This window comes from Micromonospora ureilytica, from assembly GCF_015751765.1.
In the GTDB taxonomy this organism is placed as follows: domain Bacteria; phylum Actinomycetota; class Actinomycetes; order Mycobacteriales; family Micromonosporaceae; genus Micromonospora; species Micromonospora ureilytica.
In genome coordinates this window covers 2,984,582-3,007,359 of record NZ_JADOTX010000001.1, presented here as the reverse complement: position 1 = coordinate 3,007,359, position 22,778 = coordinate 2,984,582, and the positions used below count along the sequence as shown (strand labels likewise).

23 protein-coding genes are annotated in these 22,778 nt (G+C 71.3%); 18 read left to right on the top strand and 5 right to left on the bottom strand.

Annotation, left to right across the window (positions count from 1 at the left end):
- The first annotated feature begins 114 nt into the window (after positions 1-114).
- The 4 genes from pheS to IW248_RS13390 all read left to right on the top strand — a co-directional run bounded on the left by pheS (position 115) and on the right by IW248_RS13390 (position 4,774).
- A complete protein-coding gene (gene pheS, locus IW248_RS13405) occupies positions 115-1,182 on the top strand; it encodes a phenylalanine--tRNA ligase subunit alpha (RefSeq protein WP_196927256.1) in 1,068 nt (355 codons plus the stop codon).
- Positions 1,183-1,222: 40 nt separating this feature from the next.
- A complete protein-coding gene (pheT, locus tag IW248_RS13400) occupies positions 1,223-3,769 on the top strand; it encodes a phenylalanine--tRNA ligase subunit beta (protein ID WP_196927255.1) in 2,547 nt (848 codons plus the stop codon).
- 225 nt (positions 3,770-3,994) lie between these two features.
- Positions 3,995-4,291, top strand: coding sequence for a hypothetical protein (locus IW248_RS13395; RefSeq protein WP_196927254.1), 297 nt, complete (start codon positions 3,995-3,997; stop codon positions 4,289-4,291).
- Positions 4,292-4,432: 141 nt separating this feature from the next.
- The gene (locus tag IW248_RS13390) at positions 4,433-4,774 is read left to right on the top strand and encodes a hypothetical protein (RefSeq protein WP_196927253.1); all 342 of its coding nucleotides are present in this window, start codon (positions 4,433-4,435) and stop codon (positions 4,772-4,774) included.
- A 744-nt stretch (positions 4,775-5,518) separates the two neighbouring features.
- On the opposite strand, the gene IW248_RS13385 is transcribed toward IW248_RS13390, so the two are convergent.
- Both IW248_RS13385 and IW248_RS13380 read right to left on the bottom strand, forming a co-directional pair.
- A complete protein-coding gene (locus IW248_RS13385; RefSeq protein WP_196927252.1) occupies positions 5,519-6,229 on the bottom strand; it encodes a 5-formyltetrahydrofolate cyclo-ligase in 711 nt (236 codons plus the stop codon).
- Positions 6,230-6,239: 10 nt separating this feature from the next.
- Entirely contained in the window at positions 6,240-7,406 is a 1,167-nt protein-coding gene (locus IW248_RS13380) for a helix-turn-helix transcriptional regulator (RefSeq protein WP_196927251.1), read from the bottom strand.
- Positions 7,407-7,647: 241 nt separating this feature from the next.
- On the opposite strand from IW248_RS13380, the gene IW248_RS13375 reads away from it, so the two are divergent.
- The 9 genes from IW248_RS13375 (at position 7,648) to argH (ending at position 16,705) form a co-directional block, all read left to right on the top strand.
- Positions 7,648-7,971: a hypothetical protein gene (locus IW248_RS13375; RefSeq protein WP_196927250.1), complete on the top strand. Its 324-nt coding sequence runs from the start codon at positions 7,648-7,650 to the stop codon at positions 7,969-7,971.
- Between the two features lie 112 nt (positions 7,972-8,083).
- Positions 8,084-9,085: an N-acetyl-gamma-glutamyl-phosphate reductase gene (gene argC / locus IW248_RS13370; RefSeq protein WP_196927249.1), complete on the top strand. Its 1,002-nt coding sequence runs from the start codon at positions 8,084-8,086 to the stop codon at positions 9,083-9,085.
- A 55-nt stretch (positions 9,086-9,140) separates the two neighbouring features.
- Entirely contained in the window at positions 9,141-10,313 is a 1,173-nt protein-coding gene (gene argJ, locus IW248_RS13365; protein ID WP_124818771.1) for a bifunctional glutamate N-acetyltransferase/amino-acid acetyltransferase ArgJ, read from the top strand.
- A gap of 55 nt (positions 10,314-10,368) precedes the next feature.
- On the top strand, positions 10,369-11,274 hold the full coding sequence (gene argB / locus IW248_RS13360) for an acetylglutamate kinase (protein ID WP_196927248.1): 906 nt from the start codon (positions 10,369-10,371) through the stop codon (positions 11,272-11,274).
- Positions 11,271-12,548, top strand: a complete 1,278-nt coding sequence (locus tag IW248_RS13355) for an acetylornithine transaminase (RefSeq protein ID WP_196927247.1) — start codon at positions 11,271-11,273, stop codon at positions 12,546-12,548. The genes argB and IW248_RS13355 overlap by 4 nt, the downstream gene beginning before the upstream one ends.
- Positions 12,545-13,513 (top strand): ornithine carbamoyltransferase, encoded by a 969-nt coding sequence (gene argF / locus IW248_RS13350; RefSeq protein WP_196927246.1) that lies wholly within the window; start codon positions 12,545-12,547, stop codon positions 13,511-13,513. Before IW248_RS13355 ends, argF begins: the two co-directional genes overlap by 4 nt.
- Positions 13,510-14,025, top strand: a complete 516-nt coding sequence (locus IW248_RS13345) for an arginine repressor (RefSeq protein WP_124818777.1) — start codon at positions 13,510-13,512, stop codon at positions 14,023-14,025. Before argF ends, IW248_RS13345 begins: the two co-directional genes overlap by 4 nt.
- Positions 14,022-15,227: an argininosuccinate synthase gene (locus IW248_RS13340; protein ID WP_124818779.1), complete on the top strand. Its 1,206-nt coding sequence runs from the start codon at positions 14,022-14,024 to the stop codon at positions 15,225-15,227. The genes IW248_RS13345 and IW248_RS13340 overlap by 4 nt, the downstream gene beginning before the upstream one ends.
- A gap of 14 nt (positions 15,228-15,241) precedes the next feature.
- Complete coding sequence (gene argH / locus IW248_RS13335; protein WP_196930176.1) at positions 15,242-16,705, top strand: argininosuccinate lyase; 1,464 nt, start codon at positions 15,242-15,244, stop codon at positions 16,703-16,705.
- 43 nt (positions 16,706-16,748) lie between these two features.
- Here argH and IW248_RS13330 read toward each other — a convergent pair whose 3' ends face one another.
- Together IW248_RS13330 and IW248_RS13325 are read right to left on the bottom strand one after the other, a co-directional pair.
- The gene (locus tag IW248_RS13330; protein WP_124818781.1) at positions 16,749-17,102 is read right to left on the bottom strand and encodes an MmcQ/YjbR family DNA-binding protein; all 354 of its coding nucleotides are present in this window, start codon (positions 17,100-17,102) and stop codon (positions 16,749-16,751) included.
- Between the two features lie 77 nt (positions 17,103-17,179).
- A complete protein-coding gene (locus IW248_RS13325; protein WP_124818783.1) occupies positions 17,180-17,620 on the bottom strand; it encodes a DNA-binding protein in 441 nt (146 codons plus the stop codon).
- Between the two features lie 158 nt (positions 17,621-17,778).
- Between IW248_RS13325 and IW248_RS13320 the strand changes: the two genes are divergently transcribed.
- The 5 genes from IW248_RS13320 to IW248_RS13300 all read left to right on the top strand — a co-directional run bounded on the left by IW248_RS13320 (position 17,779) and on the right by IW248_RS13300 (position 21,797).
- Positions 17,779-18,420: a DNA-3-methyladenine glycosylase gene (locus IW248_RS13320; RefSeq protein ID WP_196927245.1), complete on the top strand. Its 642-nt coding sequence runs from the start codon at positions 17,779-17,781 to the stop codon at positions 18,418-18,420.
- Between the two features lie 88 nt (positions 18,421-18,508).
- The gene (locus tag IW248_RS13315; protein ID WP_196927244.1) at positions 18,509-19,594 is read left to right on the top strand and encodes a WD40/YVTN/BNR-like repeat-containing protein; all 1,086 of its coding nucleotides are present in this window, start codon (positions 18,509-18,511) and stop codon (positions 19,592-19,594) included.
- A 2-nt stretch (positions 19,595-19,596) separates the two neighbouring features.
- Entirely contained in the window at positions 19,597-19,872 is a 276-nt protein-coding gene (locus tag IW248_RS13310; protein ID WP_112584619.1) for a ubiquitin-like small modifier protein 1, read from the top strand.
- Positions 19,873-20,022: 150 nt separating this feature from the next.
- A complete protein-coding gene (locus tag IW248_RS13305) occupies positions 20,023-21,165 on the top strand; it encodes an LLM class flavin-dependent oxidoreductase (protein WP_124818788.1) in 1,143 nt (380 codons plus the stop codon).
- Positions 21,162-21,797 carry an FMN reductase gene (locus tag IW248_RS13300; protein ID WP_196927243.1) on the top strand — a complete coding sequence of 212 codons (636 nt, stop codon included), beginning with the start codon at positions 21,162-21,164 and terminating at the stop codon, positions 21,795-21,797. The genes IW248_RS13305 and IW248_RS13300 overlap by 4 nt, the downstream gene beginning before the upstream one ends.
- Here the strand turns inward: IW248_RS13300 and IW248_RS13295 are convergent.
- Positions 21,790-22,662 carry a universal stress protein gene (locus tag IW248_RS13295; RefSeq protein ID WP_196927242.1) on the bottom strand — a complete coding sequence of 291 codons (873 nt, stop codon included), beginning with the start codon at positions 22,660-22,662 and terminating at the stop codon, positions 21,790-21,792. The genes IW248_RS13300 and IW248_RS13295 overlap by 8 nt on opposite strands.
- Positions 22,663-22,778 lie beyond the last annotated feature (116 nt).

Genomic DNA, 22,778 nt, shown 5'->3' with positions numbered 1-22,778 from the left:
GACCTGCTCCCTGCGCAACTCCTACCGGCGGGCTGCGGCACAGCCGCGCGTCCGTAGACTCGCCTAGCCGCCCCGCTGAGGGCTGGCGCCGCCGTGAGGGAGTGCCCGTACGCCATGAGCTACCGCAACGATCCGTACGACCCGAAGCAGGTCGCCCTGCTCGACCCCGCCGCCCTGGACGAGGCCGTCGCGGACGCCACGAAGGCGTTCACAGCGGCGACCGACCCGGACGCGCTGACCGCCCTGCGCTCGGTGCACCTGGGTGACCGGTCACCGATCTCGCTGGCCCGCCGGGAGATCGGCGCGTTGCCGCCGGCCGCGAAGTCCGACGCCGGTAAGCGGGTCAACGAGGCCCGCCGGGCGATCGAGACCGCGTACGCCGACCGCGCCGAGGTGCTGGAGCGCGAGCAGGCCCAGCGGGTGCTGGTCGAGGAGCGGGTGGATGTCACACTGCCCTACGACAGGCGTCCGCGTGGCGCCCGGCACCCGTTGAGCACCCTGATGGAGTCGATCAGCGATCTCTTCGTCGGGATGGGTTACGAGGTGGCCGAGGGGCCCGAGGTCGACCTGGAGTGGGTCAACTTCGACGCGTTGAACATCCCCGCCGACCACCCGGCGCGGGGGTTGATGGACACGTTCCACATCGCACCGGAGGGTTCGGGTCTTGTTCTCCGAACGCACACGTCGACGGTGCAGACCCGCACCATGCTCAGCCGCAAGCCGCCGATCTACGTGATCGTGCCCGGCCGCGTCTACCGCACCGACGAGATCGACGCCACCCACAGCCCGGTGTTCCACCAGGCCGAGGGTCTGGTGGTCGACAAGGGCATCACGATGGCGCACCTGCGGGGCACGCTCGACCACTTCGCCCGGGCGATGTTCGGCCCGGAGGCGAAGACCCGGTGGCGGCCGCACTACTTCCCGTTCACCGAGCCGTCGGCGGAGTTCGACGTGTGGTTCCCGGAGCACCGTGACGGCCCGCAGTGGGTCGAGTGGGGTGGCTGCGGCATGGTCAACCCGCGGGTGCTGCGCGCCTGCGGCGTCGACCCGGAGGTCTACTCCGGATTCGCCTTCGGCATGGGCATCGACCGGACCCTGATGGTCCGGCACGGGGTCAGCGACATCCGCCATCTCTTCGAGGGCGACGTGCGGTTCAGCCGCGCGCTCGGGACCGGGGCGTAGGCGATGCGGGTACGAGACACGGGAACGGTGGTCTGAAGTCATGCGAGTTTCTGTCAGTTGGCTGCGGGAGTACGTCGACCTGCCCGCCGATCTGCCCACCGGTGACCTGGAGCAGGCCCTGGTCAACCTCGGCATCGAGGTCGAGTCCGTGGTGGACCTGGCCGAGACCGTCACCGGCCAGTTGGTCGTCGGTGAGGTTCGTGAGATCGAGGAGCTCTCCGGCTTCAAGAAGCCGATCCGGTTCTGCCGGGTCGACGTGGGTGCCGCCAACGGCACCGGCGAGCCGCAGGAGATCGTCTGTGGGGCGCGTAACTTCGCCCAGGGCGATCGGGTGGTGGTGATCCTGCCCGGTGGCGTGCTGCCCGGCGGCTTCGCCATCGGCGCCCGCAAGACGTACGGGCACAACTCGGCGGGCATGATCTGCTCGGCCAAGGAGCTGGGCCTGGGTGACGACCACTCCGGCATCATCGTGCTGGGGCCGGACGTGACGGCCAAGCCGGGTGACGACGCGCGCCCGGTGGTCGGCCTCGACGACGTCGCGCTCGACCTGGAGATCACCCCCGACCGGGGGTACGCGCTGAGCCTGCGCGGCCTGGCCCGGGAGCTGTCGCACGCGTTCGACGTGCCGCTGCGCGACCCGGCCCTGGCGCCGGCCCCGGGCGGCACCGAGACGCCGGCGTACCCGGTGGAGGTCCTCGACACGGTCGGCTGCGACCGGTTCACGGCCCGCCTGGTGCGCGGGGTCGACCCGAGCGCGCCCACGCCGTCCTGGATGCAGCAGCGGCTCGTCACCGCCGGCATCCGCAGCATCTCGCTGCCCGTCGACATCACCAACTACGTGATGGTGGAGCTGGGCCAGCCGATGCACGCCTTCGACGCCGACCGGATCGTCGGGCCGCTGGTGGTCCGTCGCGCCGAGGCGGGGGAGAAGCTGACCACCCTCGACGGCGTCAACCGGGTGCTCACCGCCGACGACATGGTCATCTGCGACGACACTGGTCCGATCTCCCTCGCCGCGGTGATGGGCGGCGAGACCAGCGAGGTCGTCGCCGACACCACCACCGTGCTCTTCGAGGCGGCACACTGGGACCCGGCGATGGTCGGGCGCACGGCCCGCCGGCACAAGCTGTTCAGCGAGGCCGCGAAGCGCTGGGAGCGGGGCGTCGACCCGGCCGTGGCGCTTGTCGCGCTGGAGCGTGCCGTGCGGCTGCTCACCGAGCACGGCGGCGGCACGCCGAGCGCGGAGATCCTGGACATCGACCACGTTCGGCCGCGTACTCCGATCAGTCTTCCGGCGGACCTGCCGACCCGGCGGGTCGGCGTGGAGTACCCGCCGGCGCGGGTGGTCGCCCTGCTGGAGCGGGTCGGCTGCACCGTCGCGCAGGGCGCGGACCGGTTGTCCGAGGACCCGGGCACGGTCGGCGTGGCCAGCGGCGTCGGCGCGGTGCTGAGCGTCACCCCGCCGACCTGGCGGCCCGACCTGACCGACCCGGCCGACCTGGTCGAGGAGGTGGTCCGCCTCGACGGGTACGACAAGGTGCCGTCGGTGCTGCCGACCGCGCCTCCGGGCAGCGGTCTGACCCCGCGGCAGCGTCGCCGCCGGGCCGTCGCCGGGTCGCTGGCCGAGCGGGGATACGTGGAGGTGCTCGCGCACCCGTTCGTGTCGCCGGAGCTGGCCGACCAGCTCGGCCTGCCGGCCGATGACCCGCGTCGGCCCGCGGTGCGGCTGGCCAACCCGCTGTCCGAGGAGGAGCCGCTGCTGCGCACCACGCTGCTCGGCCCGCTGCTCGGCATCCTCAAGCGCAACCTCGGCCGGGGTCACCGCGACCTCGCCCTCTACGAGATCGGTGCGGTCTTCCACCCGCGTATCGGCGCCGGCAGCCCGCCGGCGATGGGCGTGGACCGGCGCCCCACCGACGCCGAGTTCGCGGCCGCCGACGCGGTGGTGCCGGCGCAGCCGGTGCACGTCGCGGTGGTGCTCTCCGGCGACCTGGACCCGGCCGGCTGGTGGGGGCCGGGTCGACCGGCCGGCTGGGCGGACGCGATCGAGGCGGCCCGTGACGTGCTGGCCGCCGCCGGGGTCCCCGACGAGCGGGTCGAGGTGCGCGCCGCCGAGTACGCCCCGTGGCACCCGGGCCGCTGCGCCGAGCTGCGGGTCGACGACTCGGTCGTCGGACACGCCGGCGAACTGCACCCGGTGGTGGTCGCGGCGCTGGAGCTGCCCCGCCGCACCAGCGCGATGGAGCTGAACCTCGACGCGCTGCCGCCCACCCCGGTGACGCCCGCGCCGACGGTCTCCGGCTTCCCGCCGGCGCTGATCGACGTGGCCCTGGTGGTGGACGACTCGGTGCCGGCGGAGCAGGTGCGCCGGGCGCTGGAGGCGGGCGCCGGTGAGCTGCTGGAGGACGTGCGGCTGTTCGACGTGTACTCCGGCGCACAGCTCGGTGACGGTCGCCGGTCGCTGGCGTACAAGCTCACCTTCCGGGCACCGGACCGGACGCTCACCGTCGAGGAGGCGGTCGCGGCACGGGACGCGGCGGTCGCCGTCGCGGCGGAACGCCTCGGCGCCACCCTGCGCGGCGCGTAACCGGACCGGCCCGTCCCCGCCCCGCGATCCCTTAATCCGCGGGTTCGGGGTTCGAGTCCCTGGCGGCGCACCAACGAAAAGGGCCCTGACCTGGTGGTTCACACCGGGTCGGGGCCCTTCTCGTGTACGTCGATGGTGAGTGGTCGCTCGGCGGGTGCTCGGAAGCCGTTGGACCGGCCACGCCCCGTTGGGCGCGTGCCGCGTGCGGCGGATAGATGAACCACCATGCGCCGTGCCGTGTCGGGCGCGGTGAATCCAGGCGTCGAGGTGTTGTCCGGTGCCTTGGTGGCGGACCAGTGCGGTGAACCGGCGGGCGAGGTCGGCGACGGCGTCGAGGTCCGGGCAGCGGTTGCGGGCGTCGGCGAGGTTGGTGGTGAGCCAGTCTTGCAGTGCGCGCAGGCTGCCCTGTTGGCCGCAGGCAAGGATCTCGGTGTGCAGGTCGGCGGTGTGGTGGACGCCATCGGTGAGGCGTTGCCGCAGGTAGGGGTGGAACGGGCGAGGACGTTGGGTCGGCTGGGTTGACGGGGCGGAAGCCCTGACCGATGTGGCCGCGGCGATGAAAAGCCGTCTGGTCACCCCTCGCGTCGCGAAGAGTGCGCTCAAGACATCAGATGCCAAGGTCTACGCCACCCCGTCAGAGCAGGGCACCTACCGGCCGCGATCGTGCCCATCGGCGCCGGTTACAGCCTGACGAGTAACTTCATTGTCCTCTTCGACGAGAAAAGCAGTATCGTCCAGTACACCGAGACGTACATCAGTGAGAACGCCGCCGGGAACTTCAACATCACCAGCTACAGCGATGGCAACTCATCAGCAGCCAGGACACAGATGCCCTACATGTCTGATGCTCAGTTGCAGAAGAACAGCTCGACGGATACGTCGCACGAAGCCCAAAGCACGAGGTATTGCGTCGGTGGCGGTGTCCCGTTCTGTATTGCGTGCATCGCTGCCTACGCCACTATCGGCGGTGCTTCCATCACAGCAATCGCAAGTTGCTTCAAGTAAGGATTTGACATGCGCAATATGTCTAACCTGCTTCCTGCGGTGCTACTCATCGGAATGGCCTTGGCGGCAGGCGCGTTCATCCTGTCAGTTCCCCCGCTGTTCCGTCCGCATGAGCAGCACCAGGTGTGGATCACAGGGGCACTAGGTTGTCTCTCCCTGGTCCTCGCGGTGGGTGCGTTATACCTGAGGCACTCATCAACGCGGCGCTAGCCGCTCGGGGCGACGGTGCAGTAGCAGGGTGAGGCTGGGTTGGTTCCACACCTGAAGTTGTTGCAGTGGAACAAGACACCGAGCCCCGGTGTGGCTACGTCGATTTCTCATCGGACTTTGTCAGACGCCCTGATAACGCCACGACTCGAACGTATCTTCTCTCTAAGGGCGCGCTTGGTCTGTGGGTCGGTTGGGTGTGTCGCGCAGTGGGTCCGGTCGATGGGTGTAGCTCGGTCGGTAAGCAGGTATGGATCGTGTGCGGCGGTACCCGTCTGACCTGACCGACGTCGAGTGGGAGATCGTCGAGCCTGGCTGCACACACCCCGCCGTTGACCGTGTTTCTGCGAACGGCGGGGGTCCTGGCGGTGCCGTTGGACGCCCGCTACCGGCGGCCGGTCAAGGCCGGTGGCCATCTTCCCAACGAGCTGGCCGTTCAGCGACCGCTTCCCAGCCGCTGACCTACTGAACAAGATCGCCGGAAACACCGTTAGCGAGACAGCCCTCGGCCTTCTGACGTCCTGTGGCGAAAGGTCGCTAGGCGCGCAGTATAGGAATGCTGTCGAGCTGATCTTGAAGAAGGTTTGATCTGATGATGCCGGACGGCCGTCCCCGGTCGGGTCTGCAAGCCACTACCTCGTTCGGCGTGATCGCGAAGTCGACGCTGAAGTCATGGTCCGTGTCGGGCAGCACATCCTCAAGTAGTTGGGTCTGGTGGATCGTGGTGGCGATGGCGGTCTCGGTGGTGACGAGTCCGGCCTCGGTGAGGAGGGCGATCTCCAGGTCGGAGTAGCCGGTGCCCTTACCGACCCGCACGCCGCTCTGGCGGCTGACAGCGACGCTGCCACAGACGATGAGGTCCACCGGACGCATTTCGGCGGGTCCCACGGTGGGAGCGACCTGCGGTGCACCGCTACTCGTAGCTGCGGTCTCGATTGGTGCGGTGAGGCTGGCGGGGTCGAGCAGATAGAAGGGCTTGGGTGTAGCGAGTTTCGGGACTGCCATGTAGAGCAGCTTGCCTTCCTGCAGGGCTCGTACCCGGACGGCAAGCTGTGCCCGGTCGGGGTTGCATTTGATAACTCGGGCGTTCTTCCAGACGTCCAGTTCCGCGAGGCGGGTTGCGGCCCCTTCCTTGCCGACGAAGTCAGGGATGTGACCGTGCACGCCGGGTGGGACGACACCTTGACGTTCGAGGAGGTCCCAAACGTGTTGCCGAACGGCGTGTTTGGCGCGGTCGATGTCGGTCACGTTGGTGCTCCTACGGGCTCATGAGTGTGAGGAGTCGGTCGTTCACGTCCTGGACCGAGGGCTCGTTGCGCCAGGGGCGTAGCTGTCGGGCGGCGGCGAAGGCGAGGTTGAGTCCACCGCCGGCACGGGTCCGCTCGATGACGTCGACAGCCTGATGCAGGTAGGACGTCGCGGCGTCGATGTCGTGTTGGAGGATGCTGGCGAGGGCGAGATTGCCGAGGATGACGGCCGTGGATTTGCGGCGTGCGGCGATCAGTTGTCGGGCGTTTTCTAGCGCTGGCACCGCTTGGTCTGGCTTGTTGAGAGAGAGCCAGCAGGAGCCCGCGAGCCTCGTGTAGTGGCTGGGGCAAAAGATGTCGGTGGCTGGATCTCGGTCGTCGACGGCGGCAAAGTGAGCCTCAGCGGTACCGAGAGCGTTGGAGCGGTCCGCGGCCTGACCGAGCATCGCGTGTGCCTCGGCCCGATGCAGTTGGGCGAGGCCGGCGATGACGTGACTGTCCCTGTTGCTGACGGCGGCTGCGCGGGTCGTCAGGACGAGGCCGGCGTGGGGCTGCTTGGTGCCGTAGAGGGCGAGGTAGCTCTTGCGGAGCAACGCGTTAGCCTCGGTGACCGCGTCCCGCGTTTCCTGGGCTGCGCTGATCGCTTGGTCGAAGTAGGCGGCGCTGGAGACATGGTCGCGCCGCTGCGCGGCGTCCCAGACGAGTTGACCCATCAACGTCGCGGACTCGGCGACTGCTGCCGCCAGTTCGCGCTGAACCGGCCCGTTGCTGGCGTGCTGGCGAAGGAAGATTGCCTGACCATGTAGTTGTCCGGCCTCGGCGAGCAGGAGCGTCGAGGGCGTCTGGTCGTAGTGCTCGTCGAGGCGCTGCACGCGTTCCCTCAGGTACGCCACAGCGATCAGGTCGGCGCGGCCGGGGTTGCGCAGCACGTAGCCGAGACGCTCGTCGGGCGGTGACGGTGCCTGGCCGACGTCGGCCAGAAGGTCGGCCAGTTCCTCGATCGACAGCTTGAGGGCCGCAGCGAGACGCGGCCGGTGCCAGGGCTGCGGGTCAGTCTCCGCCCGTTCCCACCGCACGATGGTGGAGCGGTCGACGCCGAGGGCTTCGGCGAGGCGTTCCTGGCTCAGCCCGATCGTCTTACGGCGCTGGGCAAGCCGATGCCGACGCCTGTCCGCCACGTACCGCCTCCCTTCACCTCCATCCGTCACGGTCCATTCATCCAGCTCACGCCATGTGACGCAATGGGGATGCGTCAGTTCTGCGCCGTTGCCGCGCTGGGCACCAGCGAGCGCCGGGGCTTGTGTAGACGCATGGCCGGAACGGGTGAGAGCGGAAGCCGCTGTGCAAGGTGTGGCGACTACGTGGGCTCCCGCCCGTTCCGCTGCCACTCCAAGCCCGACCTACTGAGCGGGGAAAGAAGTGAGCGCCCAGGAGCGAGAACGGCCCCGAGAGCACACCGCGCTGCGCCCGATCTGGCTCTGCCGTGCCTGCGGCCAACCCTGGCCCTGTGGGCGGGCGAAGCTCGCTCTCGTCACCGAGTACGACGGCAACCCGGTCAGCCTGTTCCTCTACCTGGCAAGTCTGCTTCACCACGCCATCGACGACCTGCACAAGCTCAACCCCACCACCACCGGGTGCGCCAGTGACATGTTTGATCGATTCCTTGGCTGGCCGGCCCGACACACCCGTTCCTACCGGAGGACTGAGATCGGCTCTCCGCAGCCCGATGAGCCAGAAGCATGAAAGGCTCTGGCTCATCGGAATTGGGACTACATCATCATGCAGCGCAGTGTATTAACTTGCAGTTCTGTGTCGTCCTTGTTAATCTTCGCTGCATAGTCATGCGGAGGTGAGTATGGGGATCCGAGTCGCGGTCGCCGGAGCGAGCGGGTACGCAGGGGGTGAGTTGCTGCGCCTGATCGCCGGGCACCCGGAGTTCGACCTGGTCGCCGCCACCGCGCACAGCCAGGCCGGGCACCGCGTCGACGTGGTGCACCCGCAGCTCACCGGGCTCGACCTGGTGCTCGGCAAGACCGATCCAACCACCCTGGCCGACGCCGACCTGGTCTTCCTGGCCCTGCCGCACGGCGAGTCGGCGGCCCTCGCGGCACAGCTCCCGGCCGAGGTGCGGATCGTCGACCTGGGCGCCGACCACCGGCTGGCCGACCCGTACGCCTGGGCGCAGTACTACGGCGGCACGCACGCCGGGCAGTGGACCTACGGCCTGCCCGAGCTGCCCGGCCAGCGGGAGCTGATCGCCGACTCCACCCGGGTGGCGAACACCGGCTGCTACGCCGCCGCGATCACCCTGGCCCTCGCGCCGCTGATCGCCGACGGCGCGGCCAGCCCCGCCGACGTGGTGGTGGTCGCCGCCTCCGGCACCTCCGGGGCCGGCCGGGCGGCCAAGCCGCACCTGTTGGCCAGCGAGGTGATGGGCGACCTGTCGCCGTACCGGGTGGGAACCCACCAGCACGTCCCAGAGATCAAGCAGGCCACCGGTGCGACCGGCCTGTCGTTCACCCCGGTCCTGGCGCCGATGCCGCGCGGCATCCTGGCCACGGTCACCGCGGTGCCGGCGCGCGGCGTCGACCCGCAGGACGTGCTGGCGCGGGCGTACGCGGACGCGCCGTTCGTGCACGTGCTGCCGGAGGGCCGCTGGCCGCACACCGCCGCCACCCTGGGCTCCAACTCGTGTCACCTGCAGGCCACCGTCGACGTCGACTCGGGTCGTCTGATCGTGCTCAGCGCGTTGGACAACCTGGGCAAGGGCGCCGCCGGTCAGGCCGTACAGAACGCCAACCTGATGCTCGGCCTGCCGGAGACGACGGGCCTGTCGATCTGGGGGACCGCGCCGTGAGCGCGAGGAGTGCAGCGCAGCGGAGCCCCGCAGTCGCGAACGAAAGGCAGGCGCCGTGAGTGTCACCACCCCTCGGGGGTTCCGGGCGGCCGGTGTGGCCGCCGGCCTCAAGGCCAGCGGCGGCGCGGATGTCGCCCTGGTGGTCAACGACGGTCCGGACGCCGGCGTAGCCGGTGTCTTCACCACCAACCGGGTCAAGGCCGCGCCGGTGCTCTGGAGCCAGCAGGTCGTGCAGGGCGGAGTGGTCCGCGCCGTGGTGCTCAACTCCGGTGGCGCCAACGCCTGCACCGGCCCGGCCGGCTTCCAGGACACGCACGCCACCGCCGAGCACACCGCCGCCGCGTTGACCTCGGTCAGCCCACGGTTGATCCTCGGTGCCGGTGAGGTCGCGGTCTGCTCGACCGGCCTGATCGGTGAGCGGCTGCCGATGCCGAAGCTGCTGCCGGGCGTCCGCTCGGCGATCCGCAGGCTGTCCCGTGACGGTGGCCCGGCCGCCGCCGAGGCGATCATGACCACGGACACCCGGCCGAAGACCACTGTGGCCCGGGGGAGCGGCTGGACGGTCGGCGGCATGGCCAAGGGCTCCGGGATGCTCGCGCCGGGGATGGCCACCATGCTGTGCGTGCTGACCACCGACGCGGTGGCCGGGCCGGCGACGCTGGACGAGGCGTTGCGCGCGGCGACCCGGATCACTTTCGACCGGGTCGACTCCGACGGTTGCATGTCCACCAACGACACGGTGCTGCTGCTGTCCAGCGGCGCGAGCGGCATCGAGCCGACGCCGGCCGAGCTGGCCGCCGCCGTCACCGCGGCCTGTCACGACCTGGCCCAGCAGTTGGTGGCCGACGCCGAGGGCGCCACCAAGCAGGTCGCCATCGACGTGGTCGGCGCGGCGGACGAGGACGAGGCGGTCGAGGTGGGCCGTACGGTGGCCCGGAACAACCTGGTCAAGACGGCGCTGTTCGGCAACGACCCCAACTGGGGTCGGATCCTCGCCGCCGTCGGCACGACCGCCGCCGCGTTCGAGCCGGACGAGGTGGACGTGGCGGTCAACGGGGTGTGGGTGTGCCGGGGTGGCGCCGCCGCCGAGGACCGCTCGAAGGTCGACCTGACCGGGCGGGACGTGACCATCCGGATCGACCTGCACGCGGGCACGTCGGCCGCCACGATCTGGACCAACGATCTGTCCCACGCGTACGTCCACGAGAACTCGGCGTACTCGACGTGAGCGCGAGGAACGCAGCGCAGCGGAGTCCCGCAGTCGCGAACGAAAGGCCGGCGCGGTGACACTCAGCAGCGACCTGGCTCGCGCCCAGGTCAAGGCGGAGACGCTGATCGAGGCGCTGCCCTGGTTGGCGCGTTTCTCCGGCTCGACGATCGTGGTCAAGTACGGCGGCAACGCGATGACCGATCCGGAGTTGCAGCGGGCGTTCGCGGCCGACATGGTCTTCCTGCGCTTTGCGGGCCTGAAGCCCGTGGTGGTGCACGGTGGTGGTCCGCAGATCTCCGCGATGCTGGGTCGCCTCGGCATCGCCAGCGAGTTCCGGGGTGGTCTGCGGGTGACCACCGCCGAGGCGATGGACGTGGTCCGGATGGTGCTTGTCGGTCAGGTGGGCCGGGAGTTGGTGGGTTTGATCAACTCGCACGGTCCGTACGCCGTCGGCCTCTCCGGGGAGGACGCCCGGCTGTTCACCGCGGTGCGCCGTCCGGCGTACGTGGACGGGGTGCCGGTCGACGTCGGTCAGGTCGGGGACGTCGAGTCGGTCGACGTGTCCGCGGTGACCGACCTGATCGAGGCCGGTCGGATTCCGGTGATCTCCACGGTGGCGCCGGACGTGGAGGGCGTGTTGCACAACCTCAACGCGGACACCGCCGCCGCGGCGTTGGCCATCGCCTTGCGGGCTCGAAAGCTCGTGGTGCTCACCGACGTGGCCGGTCTGTACGCCGACTGGCCGGACACCACAAGCCTGGTGTCCGAGATCGCCGCGGACGACCTGGCCAAGCTGCTGCCCCGCCTCGAGTCGGGGATGGTGCCGAAGATGGAGGCCTGCCTGCGGGCGGTGCGTGGGGGAGTGCCCGCCGCGCACGTCGTCGACGGTCGGGTGGCGCACTCCACGTTGCTCGAGGTGTTCACCTCGGAAGGGTTCGGAACGATGGTGGTGCCGGGAGACGGGACGGACGCGACATGAGCACGTTGGCGCAGCGGTGGAAGCAGTCCATGATGGACAACTACGGCACACCGCCGTTGGCGTTGGTCTCCGGCGCCGGTGCCGTCGTGGTCGACGACGCCGGCCGGGAGTACCTCGACCTGGTGGGCGGCATCGCGGTCAACGCCCTCGGTCACGCCCATCCGGCGGTGGTGGCGGCGGTGTCAAAGCAGGTCGCGACCCTTGGGCACGTCTCCAACCTCTATGTGGCCGAGCCGCCGGTCGCCCTCGCCGAGCTGCTGTTGGCGCTCGCCGGCCGACCCGGTCGGGTCTTCTTCGCCAACTCGGGCGCGGAGGCGAACGAGGCGGCGTTCAAGCTCTCCCGGCGCACCGGCCGTACCCACGTGGTGGCCACCAGGGGCGGCTTCCACGGCCGCACCATGGGCGCCCTCGCGTTGACCGGCCAACCGGCCAAGGCCGACCCGTTCCGGCCGCTGCCCGGCGAGGTGACCCACGTCGACTACGGCGATGTCGCCGCCCTCGACGCGGCCGTCTCCGACGCCACCGCCATGGTGATCCTGGAACCCATCCAGGGTGAGAACGGCGTCCTCGTCCCGCCGGCCGGCTATCTCGCCGCGGCCCGGCGGATCACCGCCCGGCACGGCGCGCTGCTGGTCCTCGACGAGGTGCAGACCGGCGTCGGGCGTACCGGGCACTGGTTCGCGCACCAGGCCGAGGGCGTGGAGCCGGACGTGGTCACCCTGGCCAAGGGGCTGGGTGGCGGGCTGCCCATCGGCGCGACGCTGGCCTTCGGCCCCGCCGAGGACCTGCTCACCCCCGGCTCGCACGGCACCACCTTCGGCGGCAACCCGGTCAGCTGCGCGGCGGCGCTCGCCGTGGTGGCGACCATCGCCAACGAGGGCCTGCTCGACAACGTCAAGCGGGTCGGTGAGCGGCTGCGTCGCGGCATCGAGGCGTTGGGCCACCCGCTGATCGCCGAGGTACGCGGTGCCGGTCTGCTGCTCGGCGTGGCGCTCACCGCGCCGGTGGCGTCGGTGCTGGCCGACGCCCTGCGGGAAGCCGGCTTCCTGGTCAACCCGGTGCAGCCGGGTGCGCTCCGGCTGGCTCCGCCGCTGATCCTCACCGCCGCCCAGGCGGACGCCTTCCTCGCGGCGCTGCCCGCCGCACTGGACGCGACCGCCCCGGCCGCCGCCGGAACCGACGCAGATCTTGGAGGGAAAGCGCCCCTCCAGGGTCCGAAATCTTCCAAGATCTCGACGCCGACACCCACGACCACGACGGGGACGACTCGATGACCCGGCACTTCCTGCGCGACGACGACCTCTCGCCCGCCGAACAGTTCGCGGTCCTCGACCTGGCGGCGCGGATGAAGGCGGACCGGTTCGGCCACCGGCCGCTGGTCGGCCCCCGCTCGGTGGCGGTGCTCTTCGACAAGCAGAGCCTGCGGACCAGGATCTCGTTCGACGCCGGGATCGCCGAGTTGGGCGGGCACCCCCTCGTCGTGGACACCCAGGTCACCCACTTCGGCCGTGGCGAGTCCCTCGCGGACGCGGGTCGCGTGCTGTCCCGTTACGTCGCGGCGATCGTGCTGCGTACCCACGGCGACGAGCGCATCGCCGAGGTGGCGGCGGGCGCCAGCGTGCCGGTGATCAACGCGCTCACCGACGGTTTCCACCCGTGCCAGTTGCTGGCCGACCTGCTCACCATCCGGGAGCGGTGCGGTGGCACGGCCGGCCGCACCCTGGCGTACGTGGGGGACGGCGCGAACAACATGGCGCAGTCGTACCTGCTGGCCGGGGCGACGGCCGGGATGCACGTGCGGATCGCCGGCCCGGCCGGGTTCGCACCGGACGCGGCCGTGGTGGAACGAGCGGCCCGGATCGCGGCGGACACCGGCGGGTCGGTGCGGGTGCTGACCGACCCGACCCAGGCGGTCCGCGACGCCGACGTGCTGGCCACCGACACCTGGACGTCGATGGGGCAGGAGGCCGACGGGTTGGACCGGATCACCCCGTTCCTGCCGTACCAGGTCAACAAGGAGTTGCTCGGCCAGGCCGCGCCGAACGCGATAGTGCTGCACTGCCTGCCCGCGCACCGCGGCGAGGAGATCACCGACGAGGTGCTCGACGGGCCGCAGAGCGCGATCTTCGACCAGGCCGAGAACCGGCTGCACGCGCAGAAAGCGCTGCTGACGTTCCTGCTGGAAATCGCGACCGGCGACACCGCGACCGGCGGCACCGCCACCGGCGGGCCGCGATGACCGCGCCGCTGACCCGCGCGGCCCGGCACGCCCGGATCGTGGAGCTGATCCGCGACCGGGCCATCCGGTCGCAGACCGAACTGGCCGACCTGCTCGCCGCCGACGGCGTGGGCGTCACCCAGGCCACCCTCTCGCGGGACCTGGAGGAGTTGGGCGCGGTCAAGGTGCGCGGCGGCGACGGCCCGGCCGTCTACCTGATCCCCGAGGACGGGCAGCGCCCGTTGCGCGATGCCGAGGCCGCGCCGGCCCGGCTGGTACGGCTGCTGCGCGAACTGCTCAACGGGGTCGACTCCAGCGGCAACATCGCCGTGCTGCGGACACCGCCGGGAGCAGCCCAGTACCTGGCCAGCGCGTTGGACCGGGCGGGCCTGCCCGAGATCGTCGGCACCATCGCCGGCGACGACACCATCCTCGTCGTGGCCCGTGAGGCCCTCGGCGGGGCCGCACTCGGAGACAAGCTCGCCGGCTGGGCCCGCCGGGAAGACACAGTCGAAGGGAACACCACGCCATGACCGAGCGGGTCGTGCTCGCGTACTCCGGAGGGTTGGACACCTCCGTCGCCATTCCGTACCTGTCCGAGCAGACCGGCGCCGAGGTGATCGCGGTCGCGGTCGACGTCGGGCAGGGCGGCGAGGACCTCGACGCCATCCGTCAGCGTGCCCTGGACTGCGGCGCCGCCGAGTCCGAGGTGGTGGACGCGCGCGACGAGTTCGCCGCCGACTACTGCCTGCCGGCCATCCGGGCCAACGCCCTCTACATGGACCGCTACCCCCTGGTGTCGGCGCTGTCCCGGCCGCTGATCGTCAAGCACCTGGTGGCCGCTGCGCGCAAGCACGGCGGCACGATCGTGTCGCACGGCTGCACCGGCAAGGGCAACGACCAGGTCCGGTTCGAGGTGGGCCTGAACGCGCTCGCCCCCGACCTGAGGATCATCGCGCCGGCCCGGGACTTCGCCTGGACCCGGGACAAGGCGATCGCCTTCGCCGAGGAGAAGGGGCTGCCGATCGACGTGTCGGCCAAGTCGCCGTACTCCATCGACCAGAACCTGTGGGGTCGCGCGGTGGAGACCGGCTTCCTGGAGGACATCTGGAACGCCCCCGTCGAGGACCTCTACTCGTACACCTCCGACCCGACCCAGGAGCGCGACCCCGACGAGGTCGTGATCACCTTCGACGGCGGCGTGCCGGTGGCGATCGACGGTGAGACGGTCACCCCGTACCAGGCGATCCTGGAGCTCAACCGACGCGCCGGCGCCCAGGGCGTGGGCCGGCTCGACATGGTCGAGGACCGCCTGGTCGGCATCAAGAGCCGCGAGGTGTACGAGGCGCCCGGCGCTATCGCGTTGATCACCGCCCATCAGGAGTTGGAGGCGGTGACCGTCGAGCGGGACCTGGCCCGGTTCAAGAAGGGCGTCGACCAGCGCTGGGGCGAGCTCGTCTACGACGGGCTGTGGTTCTCGCCGCTGAAGGGCTCGCTGGACGCGTTCATCGACGACGCGCAGCGGCACGTGAGCGGCGAGGTGCGGATGATCCTGCACGGCGGCCGGGCCACGGTGACCGGCCGGCGCTCCGAGGCGAGCCTCTACGACTTCGGGATGGCCACCTACGACACCGGCGACACCTTCGACCAGTCGCTGGCGAAGGGCTTCGTGCAGCTGTGGGGGCTGCCGAGTCGGATGGCCGCCGCTCGGGACGCCCGGCTGGGAGGCCACTGACCATGGGGACCACAATGGGCGGGGTGGACGACAAGAGCCTGACCGAGAACAGCGCCGCCACCAACCGGACGAGCCTCTGGGGTGGCCGGTTCGCGGGTGGCCCCGCCGAGGCGCTCGCCCGACTGTCGGTGAGCGTGCAGTTCGACTGGCGCCTGGCCCCGTACGACATCGCCGGTTCCCGGGCGCACGCCCGGGTCCTGGCCGGCGCCGGCCTGCTCGACCCTGAGGAGCTGGGTCGGATGCTGGCGGCGCTGGACGATCTGGAGGCCGCCTGCGCCTCCGGATCGTTCCGTCCCACCATCGACGACGAGGACGTGCACACCGCGCTGGAGCGCGGTCTGTTGGAGCGCCTCGGCAGCCTTGGTGGCAAGCTGCGCGCCGGTCGGTCGCGCAACGACCAGGTCGCCACCGACCTGCGGCTCTACCTGCGCGATCACGCCCGGGGCGTGGCCAGTCGCCTGGTGGAGCTGGCGGAGGCGCTGGTCGAGCAGGCCGAGCGGCACATCGACACCGCCGCGCCGGGCATGACCCACCTCCAGCACGCCCAGCCGGTCACCTTCGGGCACTGGCTGCTCGCCCACGTGCAGCCGCTGCTGCGCGATCTGGAGCGGCTGCGCGACTGGGACCACCGGGCGGCGATCAGCCCGCTCGGCGCGGGCGCCCTGGCCGGTTCCGGGCTTCCGCTGGACCCGGTGGCGGTGGCCAAGGAGCTGGGCTTCCGTACGTCGTTCGCCAACTCGATGGACGCCGTCGCCGACCGGGACTTCGTGGCCGAGTTCCTCTTCACCACCGCCCTGATCGGGGTGCACCTGTCCCGGCTCGGTGAGGAGGTGGTGCTCTGGACCTCGCACGAGTTCGGCTGGGTGGAGCTGGACGACTCGTTCGCCACCGGGTCGTCGATCATGCCGCAGAAGAAGAACGCGGACATCGCCGAGCTGGCCCGGGGCAAGTCGGGGCGTCTGGTCGGCGGCCTGATGACAGTGCTCACCATGCTCAAGGGCCTGCCGATGACCTACGACCGGGACATGCAGGAGGACAAGGAGCCGGCCTTCGACGCGGTCGACACCCTGGAGCTGCTGCTTCCGGCCCTGGCGGGAATGATCTCCACGATGACGGTCCGGGTGGACCGCCTCGCCGCCGCCGCCCCGGTCGGCTTCTCCCTCGCCACCGAGGTCGCCGACTGGCTGGTCCGACGCAACGTGCCGTTCCGCGACGCGCACGAGATCACCGGTCAGCTGGTGGCGCTCTGCGCGGCGCGGGAGTGCGAGCTGAACGACGTCTCCGACGAGGACCTGGCCACGATCAGCGGGCACCTCGACCCGTCGGTGCGCGACGTGCTCTCGGTCCGTTCGGCTCTCGCGGCCCGGACCACCCCCGGCTCCACCGGCCCCGGTCCGGTCGCCGACCAGCTCGCCGCCGCGGCGGACCGGCTGGCCGGCTGGCGGGAGTGGGCCACCGAACGGGTCGTCCCGCGCTGAGCTGTGCCGTGGCGTCGGCGCTGGCCGCCGGCGCCGCGGCGGTTCAGGCCGTCGGGCGCTCCCGCTTGGGGAGCTTGGCCACCACCATGTCGTACGACGAGTCGACCGCCTCGGTCAGCTCCTCGTCGTCGATCCCGCCGTCCAGGCGCAGCGTGTTCCACCCGGACCTGCCGATGTAGGCCATCACGCTGGCGTCGTCGGGGTGTCGGTGCAGCCACTCGTCGGCCACCTCCCGGGTCGGCCCGCACTTGATGCCGACCGTCGGCTTGCCGCTGTCGCTGCCGAGGAACGCGAAGATCCGGCCTCCGACCTTCACCACCTCGTCGCCCTCCCACGGCTGGTCCAGCCACGCTCCCGGCTTGGCCAGGCAGTACGCCAGCATTTCCGCGCGCTCCATGGGTGCCTCCTCGTCGTGCGCACAGTGTGCCCGCCCGACCGCCGTCGCACTGGCGGCGTGCCGATCCGGGTGTCGGCTCAGGACGCGCCGGATCCGGTGGTCTGCTCGGCCGAGCGGGCGGCGACCCGCTCGTAGCGCTGCCGGGCCGCCTGTGCGCTGCCCAGCCCCAACCCGTACGCGATCGCCTGCCAGGTCAGCCCCCGGTCGCGGGCCAACGTCAACAGGCCGGCCTCCAGGGCGTCCAGCTCGGCGCGGACGTGGGGCAGCAGGGTCAACGCGGCGGTGAGGTCGGCCGCGTCGATCGGCTCCTCGGCGGGCTCGCGCTCGGCCCCGCCGGCGGCGAGCGCGGTGACCAGGGCGACCGCCTCCCACGGGTCCAGCACGTACGGGTGGGCCCAGCGGCCCCGCTGGGTGTCGGTGCCGGCGTGCCGCTCGCTGATCCGCTGCAACGCCTCGTACGTCCGATGGGCACGGGCCCGGCCCGGGTCCGGTGCGGTGAAGATGTCCTCGGTCGTCATACCCCGAGCACACCCTATGAACGCCTAATTGTCAACGAAGTGTTGAAGGCTGGCGGCACTCGAGGGCCTTGGAACAGGTCACGGTGACCGGCACGAGCGCTGAGAGGTCGGTGCGCCCGGCCGGGTGCCGGTGCGGCGGGATGGGTACCGTCGGGGACATGGCCCTGTCGTCCGGCGACCGCAGCACCGCCGCCGACCTGGCGGCGCTGGCGGACCTGCTCGCCGGTCCACTGCTGCCGGCGGCGCGTGGCCTGCTGGGCTGCGAGCTGCACGCCGGCGGGGTCACCGTCCGGATCACCGAGGTCGAGGCGTACGCGGGAAGTGGCGGCGATCCCGCCTCGCACGCCCATCGGGGCCGCACTCCACGCAACACCGTGATGTTCGGCCCGGCCGGGTACGCCTACGTCTACTTCACCTACGGGATGCACTGGTGCGTCAACGTGGTCACCGGGGTCGAGGGGGAGGCGTCCGCCGTGCTGCTGCGCGCCGGTGAGGTGGTCGACGGGCTGACCACGGCACGGGAGCGCCGGCCGGCCATCCGGCGGGACGTGGACCTCGCCCGCGGGCCCGCCCGGCTCTGCTCCGCGCTCGGCATCGACCGCGAGGCGTACGGCGCGCACCTGCTCGGCGACGGCCCGGTCCGCCTGCGGCCCCCGGCCCGACCGGTGCGGCCGGAGACGGTGGTGGCCGGTCCCCGGGTCGGCGTGACCGGCGCGCACGACCTGCCCTGGCGGTTCTGGCTCGACGGCGACCCCACGGTCAGCGCGTACCGCCGACACGTGCCCCGCATCCGGCGCTGAGCAGCCCCTCCGGCGTGTGGGCGGCGGAGGTTGTCGGGGGGTGTGGCCATAATCACCGAACCTGCTCACCGACGGTTCGGAGGACGTCATGGCAACGCTGCTCGCGATCGGCACGGCCAAGGGATTGTTTCTCGCCACCAGCACCGATGACCGGCGCAGTTGGGAGATCACCGGTCCGCACTTTCCGATGACCGGTGTCTACGCGGTCGCGGTCGACACCCGTCGTTCCACCCCGCGGCTGCTTGCCGGCATGACCAGCTCACACTTCGGTCCCAGTGTCGCCACCAGCGACGACCTCGGCGCCTCCTGGGACGAGCCCGACGAGGCGCCTGTCGCGTTCCCGGCCGACACCGGCGTCTCCCTCGGGCGGGTCTGGCAGCTGATGCCGGCCGGCCCCGACGAGCCGGACGTGGTCTGGGCCGGCACCGAGCCCTCGGCGTTGTTCAAGTCCACCGACGGTGGCCGCAGCTTCGAGCTGGTCCGTTCCCTCTGGGACCACCCGCACCGCCCTCAGTGGGAGGCCGGCTTCGGCGGTCAGGCAGTGCACACCGTGCTGCCCCACCCGCGTGACCCGGCTCGGCTGCTGGTCGCCATGTCCACAGGTGGGGTCTACCGCTCGGAGGACGCCGGGGCGAGTTGGGCGCCGGGCAACACCGGCATCCGCGCCTACTTCATGCCCGACGAGTGGCCGGAGTTCGGCCAGTGCGTGCACAAGGTCGCCCGGGACGCCGGCAACCCCGAGCGGCTGTACGCGCAGAACCACCACGGCGTCTACCGCTCCGACGACGACGGCCGCACCTGGTCCTCGATCGCCGATGGGCTGCCCAGCGACTTCGGCTTCCCGATGGTGGCCCACCCGGGCCGCGGCGGCACGGTGTGGGCCTTCCCGTTGGTGGCCGACGGCGAGCGGTTCCCGACCGACCACCGCTGCCGGGTGTTCCGTTCCGCCGACGCCGGCGGCAAGTGGGAGCCGCTGTCGGTCGGGCTGCCCGAGGGCCCGTTCTATCCGGCGGTGCTGCGTGACGCGATGTGCGCCGACGACGCCAGCCCCGGTGGGGTCTACTTCGGCACCCGCTCCGGCTCGGTCTTCGCCAGCCGCGACGAGGGTGACTCCTGGTCGTCGGTCGCGGCGCACCTGCCCGACGTGCTCTGCGTTCGCGCCGCGGAGGTCTGAGCGTGGTCACCGTGTTGCTGCCCGGCCCGCTGCGCGGCGAGGCCGGGGGCGCGAGTCGCCTGAACGTCACCGCCGCGGGGACGCTGCGGGCGGTCCTCGACGAGATGGCCGTCGCGCATCCCCGGCTGGCCCGGCGCATTCGCGACGAGCGCGGTGAGCTGCGCCGCTACGTCAACGTCTTCGTCGACGGAGAAGACTGCCGGCACTCCGGCGGTCTGGCCACTCCCGTGAAGGACGGCGCGGAGGTGCAGGTGTTGCCCTCGGTGGCGGGCGGCTGAGCGGGGAGTTCCCGGCCCGATGTCCGGTTGTCGAGGGTGATCGGCGCCACTGCGAGGCGTCCCGCCGACGGAATAGTTGCGTCGTCAAATAAGTTGAGAGCTGCGTCCGGGTACCACGACGGCACCCGGTTGACACGCGAGGAGCTGGTCATGCAGTTCGGAATCTTCACCGTCGGGGATGTCACGGTCGATCCGACCACCGGTCGGGAGCCGACCGAGCATGAGCGGATCAAGGCGATGGTCGCCATCGCGGTGAAGGCCGAGGAGGTCGGCCTGGACGTCTTCGCCACCGGCGAGCACCACAACCCGCCGTTCGTGCCGTCGTCACCCACCACCATGCTCGGTCACATCGCGGCGCGCACCGAGCGGCTGCTGCTGTCCACCGCCACCACGCTGATCACCACCAACGACCCGGTGAAGATCGCCGAGGACTACGCGATGCTCCAGCACCTGTCCGACGGCCGGGTGGACCTCATGATGGGCCGCGGCAACACTGGCCCGGTCTACCCGTGGTTCGGCAAGGACATCCGCGCCGGCATCCCCCTGGCCATCGAGAACTACGACCTGCTGCACCGGCTGTGGCGCGAGGACGTGGTCGACTGGAAGGGCAAGTACCGCACGCCCCTGCAGTCGTTCACCTCGACGCCGCGCCCGCTCGACGGCGTGCCCCCGTTCGTCTGGCACGGCTCGATCCGCAGCCCGGAGATCGCCGAGCAGGCCGCGTACTACGGCGACGGCTTCTTCGCCAACCACATCTTCTGGCCCAAGGAGCACACCCAGCGGATGGTCGCGCTCTACCGCCAGCGGTACGCGCACTACGGCCACGGCTCCGCCGACCAGGCGATCGTCGGCCTCGGCGGGCAGGTGTTCATGCGCCGCAACTCGCAGGACGCGGTCCGGGAGTTCCGGCCGTACTTCGACAACGCCCCGGTCTACGGGCACGGGCCGTCGTTGGAGGACTTCACCCGGGAGACCCCGCTGACCGTGGGCAGCCCGCAGCAGGTCATCGACCGCACGCTGGGCTTCCGGGAGTACGTCGGTGACTACCAGCGGCAGCTGTTCCTGATGGACCACGCGGGGTTGCCGCTGAAGACCGTGCTGGAGCAGCTCGACCTGCTCGGCGAGGAGGTCGTACCGGTGCTGCGCAAGGAGTTCGACGCGCTGCGTCCGGCGCACGTGCCGGCGGCGCCGACGCACGCCTCGCTGGTCGCCGCGGCGGGCGGCGCCAAGGACAGCACCGTGCACGCCGTCGACGACGTGACCGGCAAGGCGCCGGAGGGGGCGACCCGATGACCCACCGCACCCTGGCCGTCGTCTCGGCGGGGCTGAGTCAGCCCTCGTCGACCCGGCTGCTCGCCGACCAGCTCGCCGCGGCTACCCGCGACGAGTTGGTCCGGCGCGGCTCCGAGGTGGAGCTGCACGTCGTCGACCTGCGGGAGTACGCCCACGACGTGGTGAACAACCTGCTCACCGGGTTCGCGCCGGCAGCGCTACGCGAGGTCGTCGACACGGTGACCGGGGCGGACGGGGTCATCGCCGTCACCCCGATCTTCAGCGCCTCGTACAACGGGCTGTTCAAGTCCTTCTTCGACGTGCTGGATGCCGAGTCGCTTGTCGACCGGCCGGTGCTGATCGGCGCCACCGGCGGCACCGCCCGGCACTCCCTCGCTCTGGAGCACGCCGTCCGCCCGATGTTCGCCTACCTCCGGTCGGTGGTGGTCCCGACCGCGGTGTTCGCTGCCCCGGAGGACTGGTCCGACGGCACCGCCGATGGCGCGTTGCGCAACCGGATCCGGCGCGCCGCCGGGGAGTTGGCCGACCAGATCGAGCACCGGCCGCCGGCCACCGGGCCGGCCGACCCGTTCGCCCTCACCACCGACTTCCTGCAGATGCTCGGCCGGGGTGACGGCACGCCGGTCAGCTGACCGGGTGGGCGACCAGCACCGGGCAGTGCGCGTGCTGGATCGCCGCCTGACTGACCGACCCGAGCAGCAGACCGGCGAACCCGGCCCGGCCCCGGGTGCCCACGACCAGCAGCGACGCCGCGCCGCTGGCCTCGATGAGCCCCTGGGCCGCGCCGGCCGCCCGGACCGGATGCTCCCGCACCACCAGGTCGGGGTGCTCGGCGCGCACCGCGGCGGAGGCGTCGGCCAGCAGCCGCACCGCCTCGGCCTGGTAGGCGGCCTGCGACTCCTCGATCTCCTCCGGCACCGTCCGGTCCCCGTCCGCGGGGCCGACGTGCACCAGCACCAACGGCACGTCCCGCAGCGCCGCCTCGTCGGCGCCGATGCCGACGGCGAGTCGGGACGACTCGGACCCGTCCACGCCCACCAGCACCGGGTCGTCCACCGGGATCGGCTGCTCGTCCGGCCGGACGACCAGCACCGGGCAGTGCGCGTGCGCGGCCACCTGCGCGCCGACCGAGCCGAGTAGCAGCCCGGCGAACCCGCCCAGGCCGCGGCTGCCCACCACGACCAGCTCGGCCCGGCGGGACTCCTCGATCATGGTGGCCCCCGGGCCGCCGGCGACCTGACGCACCTCGACGGCCAGGCCGGGCCACCGGCCGGTCAGCTCGGCCGCCGTGCGCTCCAACATCTCCTGCGCCTCCTCCGAGGGCACGGGCACCCCGAGGTCGTACGGGTTGAGCGGCACGCCGTAGCCGGACGCATGCAGGTAGCCGTGCACCAGCAGCAGGGGTCGGGACCGGAGCAGCGCGGTCCGCGCCGCGTGCCCGGCGGCGACGAGGCTGGACGGCGATCCGTCCACGCCCACCACGACAGGTCGGTTCATCGGTGCTCCCTGGGTCGGTCAGGTCATTGTCGACCGCTCGGCCGCACCGGCGGGGCCGGACGCGCCGGGCCTGGCGTTCCTGGCGGCGCACTGGCTCGGCGTTTGCACGTAACTAC

Excerpts from the sequence above, each read along its gene's own strand:
- IW248_RS13300 (WP_196927243.1), top strand. The coding sequence starts at position 21,162 with ATGACCCACCGCACCCTGGCCGTCGTCTCGGCGGGGCTGAGTCAGCCC.
- argF (WP_196927246.1), top strand. The coding sequence starts at position 12,545 with ATGACCCGGCACTTCCTGCGCGACGACGACCTCTCGCCCGCCGAACAG.
- IW248_RS13340 (WP_124818779.1), top strand. The coding sequence starts at position 14,022 with ATGACCGAGCGGGTCGTGCTCGCGTACTCCGGAGGGTTGGACACCTCC.
- IW248_RS13395 (WP_196927254.1), top strand. The coding sequence starts at position 3,995 with ATGCGCCGTGCCGTGTCGGGCGCGGTGAATCCAGGCGTCGAGGTGTTG.
- pheT (WP_196927255.1), top strand. The coding sequence starts at position 1,223 with ATGCGAGTTTCTGTCAGTTGGCTGCGGGAGTACGTCGACCTGCCCGCC.
- IW248_RS13295 (WP_196927242.1), bottom strand. The coding sequence starts at position 22,662 with ATGAACCGACCTGTCGTGGTGGGCGTGGACGGATCGCCGTCCAGCCTC.
- pheS (WP_196927256.1), top strand. The coding sequence starts at position 115 with ATGAGCTACCGCAACGATCCGTACGACCCGAAGCAGGTCGCCCTGCTC.
- IW248_RS13345 (WP_124818777.1), top strand. The coding sequence starts at position 13,510 with ATGACCGCGCCGCTGACCCGCGCGGCCCGGCACGCCCGGATCGTGGAG.
- IW248_RS13315 (WP_196927244.1), top strand. The coding sequence starts at position 18,509 with ATGGCAACGCTGCTCGCGATCGGCACGGCCAAGGGATTGTTTCTCGCC.
- IW248_RS13325 (WP_124818783.1), bottom strand. The coding sequence starts at position 17,620 with ATGACGACCGAGGACATCTTCACCGCACCGGACCCGGGCCGGGCCCGT.
- IW248_RS13355 (WP_196927247.1), top strand. The coding sequence starts at position 11,271 with ATGAGCACGTTGGCGCAGCGGTGGAAGCAGTCCATGATGGACAACTAC.
- IW248_RS13330 (WP_124818781.1), bottom strand. The coding sequence starts at position 17,102 with ATGGAGCGCGCGGAAATGCTGGCGTACTGCCTGGCCAAGCCGGGAGCG.
- argC (WP_196927249.1), top strand. The coding sequence starts at position 8,084 with ATGGGGATCCGAGTCGCGGTCGCCGGAGCGAGCGGGTACGCAGGGGGT.
- IW248_RS13305 (WP_124818788.1), top strand. The coding sequence starts at position 20,023 with ATGCAGTTCGGAATCTTCACCGTCGGGGATGTCACGGTCGATCCGACC.
- IW248_RS13320 (WP_196927245.1), top strand. The coding sequence starts at position 17,779 with ATGGCCCTGTCGTCCGGCGACCGCAGCACCGCCGCCGACCTGGCGGCG.
- argH (WP_196930176.1), top strand. The coding sequence starts at position 15,242 with ATGGGCGGGGTGGACGACAAGAGCCTGACCGAGAACAGCGCCGCCACC.